General features: G+C 76.0%; 6 protein-coding genes and 1 pseudogene. 1 reads left to right on the top strand and 6 read right to left on the bottom strand.

Features of this window, described 5'->3' with window-relative positions; all coding sequences use genetic code 11:
• Positions 1–1,594, bottom strand: a 1,594-nt coding sequence (locus Q0195_RS00840) for an ATP-dependent DNA helicase (protein WP_299273272.1), incomplete at its 3' end; no start/stop codon positions are given.
• Positions 1,591–3,087 (bottom strand): GTPase HflX, encoded by a 1,497-nt coding sequence (gene hflX / locus Q0195_RS00835; protein ID WP_299273274.1) that lies wholly within the window; start codon positions 3,085–3,087, stop codon positions 1,591–1,593. The genes hflX and Q0195_RS00840, both read right to left, overlap by 4 nt.
• A 91-nt stretch (positions 3,088–3,178) precedes the next feature.
• Here hflX and Q0195_RS00830 point away from each other — a divergent pair, with 91 nt between their 5' ends.
• Positions 3,179–3,784, top strand: a complete 606-nt coding sequence (locus tag Q0195_RS00830) for a methyltransferase (RefSeq protein ID WP_299273270.1) — start codon at positions 3,179–3,181, stop codon at positions 3,782–3,784.
• A gap of 13 nt (positions 3,785–3,797) precedes the next feature.
• On the opposite strand, the gene Q0195_RS00825 is transcribed toward Q0195_RS00830, so the two are convergent.
• From Q0195_RS00825 to Q0195_RS00810, 4 genes and pseudogenes are all read right to left on the bottom strand, one after another.
• Positions 3,798–4,325, bottom strand: a complete 528-nt coding sequence (locus tag Q0195_RS00825; RefSeq protein ID WP_299273267.1) for a hypothetical protein — start codon at positions 4,323–4,325, stop codon at positions 3,798–3,800.
• A gap of 67 nt (positions 4,326–4,392) precedes the next feature.
• Complete coding sequence (gene dapF, locus Q0195_RS00820) at positions 4,393–5,292, bottom strand: diaminopimelate epimerase (RefSeq protein ID WP_299273264.1); 900 nt, start codon at positions 5,290–5,292, stop codon at positions 4,393–4,395.
• Between the two features lie 41 nt (positions 5,293–5,333).
• On the bottom strand, positions 5,334–6,245 hold the full coding sequence (gene miaA / locus Q0195_RS00815; protein ID WP_299273261.1) for a tRNA (adenosine(37)-N6)-dimethylallyltransferase MiaA: 912 nt from the start codon (positions 6,243–6,245) through the stop codon (positions 5,334–5,336).
• Positions 6,246–6,413: 168 nt separating this feature from the next.
• A pseudogene (locus tag Q0195_RS00810) lies at positions 6,414–6,921 on the bottom strand (tRNA (N6-isopentenyl adenosine(37)-C2)-methylthiotransferase MiaB); the annotation flags it as partial.

Genomic DNA, 6,921 nt, shown 5'->3' with positions numbered 1-6,921 from the left:
CGAGCTCTGCCCGGAGCAGCTCGGCGGCCTCCTCGGCGGCCCGGCGGGAGGAGAACAGGCCGAGTGCTCCCCCACCGGAGGCCCGGACCAGCTCGACGAGCTCACGGCGGGCCTCCTCGCTCGGGCCGTCCCGTCCGGGCGGCGGCAGGTGGCGCGCGACGTAGAGGATGCCCTGGCGTCCGTAGTCGAAGGGCGAGCCGACGTCCACGCCGTGCCAGCGCCGGCCCTCGCCGGTGCCCTGTGGCGCACCAGTGGACGCCGTCCGAGCGTCGTCGTCGGTGTCGAGGTGGTCGAGGAGGGTGAGGCCGAGGGTCCGGGCGATCGGCTCGAAGGTGCCGCCGAGCGCGAGCGTGGCGGAGGTGAGCACTGCGGCCCGGCCGGCGAGCAGCTCGGTGGCGATCGGCCGCGCGACGTCGAGCGGGCCGAGGTGGAGGCGGGCGGACTCGAAGCCGGTACGCCCCCGGTCGCACCACAGGACGTCGCGGCGCTCGGCGACGCCGTCGCCCTGGAGCCGTTCGGCGATCTCGTGGAGCACGACCATCGCCGACCGCGCCATGAGCCGTCCGCCCGGCTCACCCTCGCTCTCCCCGCGCATCGCGCTGAGCGCCTCGCGGCTGCCCGCCTCGAGCAGCGTGACGGCGTCGAGCAGCTCGGCCGGCACCCGGCGCAGCCGTCCCTCGGGGGCGGTCTCGAGGAAGGCGCCGAGCGCCTGGCCGGCGGCCTCGAGCGACTCGACGCTGACCCCGGCGTGCTTGCGGGCCAGGCGGACCGTGCGGTCGACGACGGCGGCGGACAGCTCCAGGGTGGACTGCGCCGTCACCCGCTCGGTGAGCTCGTGTGCCTCGTCGACGACGAGGATGTCATGCTCCGGCAGCACCCGCGGGGAGCCGGATGCGGCGATGCCGAGCATCGCGTGGTTGGTGACGACGACGTCGGCCTCGTGGGCGGCGCGCCGCGCGGCCTCGGGGAAGCACTCCTCGAGCATGGGGCAGCTCGCGCCGAGGCACTCGAGCTTGGTCACCGAGACCTGACGCCACGCCCGGTCGCTGACGCCCGGGTCCAGGTCGTCCCGGTCGCCGGTGTCGGTCTCCTCGGCCCACGCCCGCACCCGCACCACCTGCTCGGCGAGCGAGCCGCTCGCCGGAGCGGACGCGGCGGAGGCGGCGTCGAGGGCGAAGAGCCCGGGTTCGTCCTCCACGGGGTAGCCGCCGGCGACCTTGTGCTTGCACACGTAGTTGTGCCAGCCCTTGAGCAGCGCCACCTGCGGCCGAGGCGCGCCGGACGCGGCGACGACGTCGGCCACGAGCGGGACGTCGTGGGTGAGCACCTGGCGCTGCAGCGCCAGCGTGGCCGTGGAGACGACCGCCCGCTGGTGGTGGCGCACGGCGTGGTCGAGGACGGGCACGAGGTAGCCGAGGGACTTGCCGGTCCCGGTCCCCGCCTGGACGAGCAACGCCCGCGGCTCACGCAGCGTGCGGGCAACCTCCTCCGCCATCCGGAGCTGGCCGGTGCGATCGCTGCCGCCGAGGCGCCGGACCGCGTCGCGGAGCAGCTCGGCCGTCCCGGTCAGCCCGGCGGTGCTCGAGGCGCTCACGCCGGCTGCGCGGCGGCGGTGAGCTCGGCGGCGAGCGTCTCGTCGACGAGCGCCGTCAGCTGCGTCCCGGCCGCGGTGTGCTCCTCGGCCAGCACCTCACCGGACTCGTGCGCGCGGGAGACGAGGTCGCCGCGGGAGTACGGGACGAGGACGTCGATGCGCACCGACGGCCGCGGGAGCAGCTCGGCGATGCGCTCCTGGAGCTCGGCGACCCCCTCACCCGTGCGGGCGGAGACCGCCACCGCCCCGGGGTAACGCGTGCGCAGTGCCGCGACCGTGCCCGGCTCGGCGATGTCCGCCTTGTTGAGCACGACGAGCTCAGGGATCTCCTCGGTGCCCGGGATGTCGGCGAGCACCTCGCGCACCGCCCGCACCTGGCCCTCGGGGTCGGGGTGGGAGGCGTCGACGACGTGGAGGATGACGTCGGCCTCGGCGACCTCCTCCAGCGTGGAGCGGAACGCCTCGACGAGCTCGTGGGGCAGGTTGCGGACGAAGCCGACGGTGTCGGCGAGGGTGTAGACCCGCCCGTCGGGGGTCTCGGCCCGGCGCACGGTGGGGTCCAGGGTGGCGAAGAGCGCGTTCTCCACCAGCACGCCCGCCCCGGTGAGCCGGTTGAGCAGCGAGGACTTGCCGGCGTTGGTGTAGCCGGCGATCGCGACGGCGGGGACCCGGTTGCGCTGCCGCGAGGCCCGCTTGGTCTCGCGGGCCGGGGCCATGGCGGCGATCTGCCGCCGCAGCCGGGCCATCCGGGTGCGGATGCGCCGCCGGTCGAGCTCGATCTTCGTCTCACCCGGGCCCCGCGACCCGATCCCGGCACCGCCGGCGACCCGGCCACCGGCCTGCCGGGACATCGACTCACCCCAGCCGCGCAGGCGCGGCAGCAGGTACTCCAGCTGGGCGAGCTCGACCTGCGCCTTGCCCTCCCGCGACTTCGCGTGCTGGGCGAAGATGTCGAGGATGAGGGCGGTGCGGTCGATGACCTTGACCTGGACGACGTCCTCCAGCGCGCGGCGCTGGGAGGGGCTGAGCTCGGTGTCGGCGATGACGGTGTCGGCGCCCAGCTCGGCGACGAGCTCGGCCAGCTCGGCCGCCTTGCCCGAGCCGAAGTACGTGGCCGGGTCCGGGGTGGGGCGGCGCTGCAGGACGGCGTCGAGGACCACCGACCCGGCGGTCTCGGCGAGCGCGGCGAGCTCGCGCAGCGAGATCTCCGCCAGCTCCGGGTCGGGCCCGGACCACACACCGATGAGCACCACACGCTCGAGGCGCAGCTGCCGGTACTCGACCTCGCTGACGTCCTCGAGCTCGGTGGACAGCCCGACGACCCTGCGCAGCGCCGACCGCTCCTCGCGGTCGAGCTGATCGCCGTCGAGCTCGTGGCCGTCCTCGGCCTCCGGCTGCAGCGCGGTGCCGGCGCGAGCGAGGACGCGGGCCACCACGTCGCGTGCCGGGTCCTGCTCGTGCTCCGCCGACGTGACGTCGTCGTGTTCTGCCATGGTCTCCCAGTCGTCGTTCACTGTCTCCAGGGTCCCACGTCACGGTCTGCCAGGCGACCAGTTATCCCCAGAGCGGAGTAGGTTGCGCAGGGTGAGCGAGCACTACTTCTCCGCCCGTCCCGCCTCCCCCGGGGAGACCCGCACCATCGACGTCGACCTGCGGGGCTGCCGCGTGCGCGTGCACACGGCACCCGGGGTGTTCTCCGGTGACCGGCTCGACCCGGGCACCCGGGTGCTGCTCGACGCGGCGCCGCCCCCGCCCGCCGAGGGGACGCTCGTCGACCTGGGGTGCGGCTGGGGCCCGATCGCCCTGGCACTGGCCGCCGAGTCCCCGGCGGCCCGGGTGGTCGCCGTCGACGTCAACGAGCGCGCCCGGGAGCTCACCGCCCGCAACGCGGCCGCGCTGGGACTGGGCAACGTCGCCGTCGCCGCGCCCGAGGACGCCGCCGGGCTGGTCGAGGACGGGATCACCGAGCTGTGGTCCAACCCGCCGATCCGGGTCGGCAAGCAGGTGCTGCACGACCTGCTGGAGACGTGGCTCGGACGCCTCGTGCCGGGCGGGCGGGCGCTGCTCGTGGTCGGGAAGAACCTCGGGGCGGACTCGCTGCACCGGTGGATCGAGGCCGAGCTCGGGATGCCCACCGAACGCATCGCCTCCTCCAAGGGCTTCCGGGTGCTCGAGGTGCGCCGGGACTAGCGTTCGCCGGGCGTCAGTGAGCCGGCAGGCACCCGCCGTCGAGGATGTACCCGCCCAGCTCGGCGGTGACCGTGCCGGCCGCGTCGACCGCCCCGTGGACGCAGCCGCCCGCGGGGGCTCCTCCCCCGAAGGCGACCCCGCCGTCGGCGTCCCGCGTCCGCACACCGCTCAGCCCGACGTCCGTGAGGGCTCGGTCCACCGCCTCCGGGGTGACCCGTCCGCCGAGCTGCTCCAGGGCGGCGACGGCGTCTTGGAGCACGGGCGCGTTCGCGGCGCGGGTCTGGGCGTCCATCGGCATCCGGTCGCGGTAGCGCTCGTTCTGCTCCATCGCCCACTCGGGGTCGTAGGGCACGCAGCCGGCCGGCACGTCGCCGCCGACGGGCTCGGGGCAGGCGACGGACGCCCTGGGGGCGGGTGTCCCGCCGGGCTCAGCCGGCGGGGCCGACACGGTGCCGCAGGCGCCCAGGAGAAGCCCGGCGAGCACGAGGCCCGCCGACGCACGGAAGGTCGGACGCCGGGTCCCCGGCCGCTCGTGGCTCATGGTCGGCGAGTGTACGGCTCGGCTGCGTCGGCCGAGGCCGGTCCGGAGCAGGAGGCGGCCGGCCCGGTCAGCGCAAGGTGACCCGCGCGACGAGCGTGGCCGGGCCGGTGAGCAGAGCCCGGCCGTCGTCGGTGAGCCGCACCCCGAGCTCCCCGCCCGGGACGAGCACCCGCCACAGCCGGGGGGCGTCGGCCCCGCCCCAGGTGCGCAGCGCGACGGCCGCGGCGCACGCACCGGTGCCGCACGAACGGGTCTCCCCCACCCCGCGCTCCTGCACGCGCATCCGCACCATCCCGACGCGCTCGCCGTCGACCGTGGTCTCCCCGAGCGGCACGACGAGCTCGACGTTCGTCTCCTGCGGCGGGTCGACCGCCACCCGCGGGCCGAGGTCCGCGCCGTCGAGCTCGTCGGTGTCGGGGAGGGCGACGACGACGTGCGGGTTGGGCATGTCGACCCGCAGGCCGGCCCGGGTGCCCTCGAGCCCGACCGCCTGGACCGCGACGTCGAAGGCGCGCCGGGCTGCGGCGTCGCCGCCCGGCAGGTGCCAGGGCCCCATGTCGACGGTCCAGCCGGTGCCGCTGCGCCACACGGTGCGTACCCCGCCGCGGGTGGCGACGGCGACCGGCTCGCCCTCCGGCGCCGCGAGGAGCCCCTCGTCGGCGAGGTAGGCGACGAGGAGTCGGATGGCGTTGCCGCACATCTCGGCCGGTGAGCCGTCGGTGTTGCGGTAGTCCATGAACCACTCGGCCTGCTGCGCCTCGCGGACGGTCGGGTCCTCCAGGCCGCTGGTCCGCGCGGCCCGGACCAGTCCGTCGGCCCCGACCCCGGTACGGCGGTCGCAGACGGCGGCCACCGTGGCGGCGTCCAGCGCGAGCGACCCGTCCGGGTCGGTGAGCAGGACGAAGTCGTTCTCGGTGGCGTGCCCCTTGGTCAGCGGCACCCCGCGCAGCGCGGTGAGGTCGGCCATGGAGGAAGGGTAAGGGGTGGCAGGGCGTGGTCCACCGCCCGTCAGCCGGCGAGGAGGTCGACCACCCGCTGGGGTAGGGCCGGGGAGGGGGGCAACCAGTGCACGCGCGGGTCGCGGCGGAACCACTTCTCCTGGCGGCGGGCGAGCTGCCGGGTGGCGGTGGTGATCGCCGCGTGGGCGTCGTCGAGGTCCATCCGCCCCTCGAGGACGGCGATCGCCTGCGCGTAGCCGACCGCCCGGGAGGCGGTGCGTCCCTTGGCGAGCCCGGCGGCGAGGAGGTCGCGGGTCTCGTCGAGCAGGCCGCCGTCGAGCATGGCGCGGGCGCGGGCGGCGATGCGCCGGTCGAGCTCCTCGCGGGGGACGTCGATGGCGACCTGGAGGGCGGGCAGGTGGTAGCGGTGCTTGGGCAGGGTGGCCGAGAACGGCCGGCCGGTGAGCTCGACGACCTCCAGGGCGCGGACCACCCGACGGGTGTTGCTCGGCAGGATCTGCGCGGCGGCGACCGGGTCACGGGCGGCGAGCTCGGCGTGCAGCGTGGCCGTCCCCTCCCGCTCCGCGCGCGCCTCCAGGCGGCGGCGCAGCTCGGGGTCGGTGCCCGGGAAGTCGAGCTCGTCGAGCACCGCCCGCACGTAGAGGCCCGAGCCGCCGACGAGCACGGCGCGGCGACCCCGTGCATGGACCGCCGCGATGTCGGCGCGGGCGTGCCGCTGGTAGGCCGCCACACTCGCCTCGTCGGTGACGTCGAGGACGTCGAGCTGGTGGTGCGCGACACCGCGGCGCTCGTGCGGCGCAAGCTTGGCGGTGCCGACGTCCATGCCCCGGTAGAGCTGCATCGCGTCGGCGTTGACGGCCTCCACCGCCTCCGGGCCGCCGAGCAGCTCGGCGACGTCGAGGGCGAGGTCGGACTTGCCCGTCGCGGTCGGGCCGACGACGGCGATCACGGGGGCGGGCACGCGCCCAGCCTAGTTCGGGAGCGCGCCGCCCCGTCCGCCTCCCGCGCCCCACGTGGCTCGCCCTTTCCGCTCAGTTCGGGACGCGCACAAGGGCGAGCAATGATCGAAAAGGGCGAGCCAACGGTGAGAGCGGACGCGGCGGGCGCTCTCAGGCGGCGGGGCGGGCGGTCAGGGGCGGCGGAGGCTGGGCATGCCGAGGCTCACCGCGCCGCCGGGGGCCGCGGCGCCGCCGCCGTGGTCGTGGTCGCCGCGGCGGGCGCGCTCCCACGCGTCACCGGCGCGGGTGCGGCGCAGATGGTAGGTGCCGCCCAGCGCGGGTGAGTCGGCGACGAGGTGGTGCGGGGCGCCGTGCGTCACGGTCGCCGTCACCATGTCCCCGGGGCGCGGGCGGGCCGCCTCGGCGAGCCCCTCGGGCAGTGCGACGTGCACCAGCCGGTTGTCGGCGGCGCGGCCGCTGATCCGGGAGGTGGCGACGTCCTTGCGGCCCTCGCCGTCGGCGACGAGCACCTCGACGGTGCGGCCGACCTGCTTCTCGTTCTCCTCGGTGCTGATCCGCTCCTGGAGGTCGACCAGCCGCTGGTAGCGGTCGGCGACGACGTCGGCCGGCACCTGGTCGGGCAAGTCGGCGGCCGGGGTGCCCGGGCGCGGTGAGTACTGGAAGGTGAAGGCGCTGGCG

Origin of the sequence: uncultured Georgenia sp. (assembly GCF_937958535.1) — a bacterium.
In the GTDB taxonomy this organism is placed as follows: domain Bacteria; phylum Actinomycetota; class Actinomycetes; order Actinomycetales; family Actinomycetaceae; genus Oceanitalea.
Note: the sequence above shows the minus strand (reverse complement) of the source record. Positions and strands in the feature narration are given on the sequence as shown.

Coding starts and splice junctions, on each gene's coding strand:
- Q0195_RS00825 (WP_299273267.1), bottom strand. CDS start 4,325: ATGAGCCACGAGCGGCCGGGGACCCGGCGTCCGACCTTCCGTGCGTCG.
- hflX (WP_299273274.1), bottom strand. CDS start 3,087: ATGGCAGAACACGACGACGTCACGTCGGCGGAGCACGAGCAGGACCCG.
- dapF (WP_299273264.1), bottom strand. CDS start 5,292: ATGGCCGACCTCACCGCGCTGCGCGGGGTGCCGCTGACCAAGGGGCAC.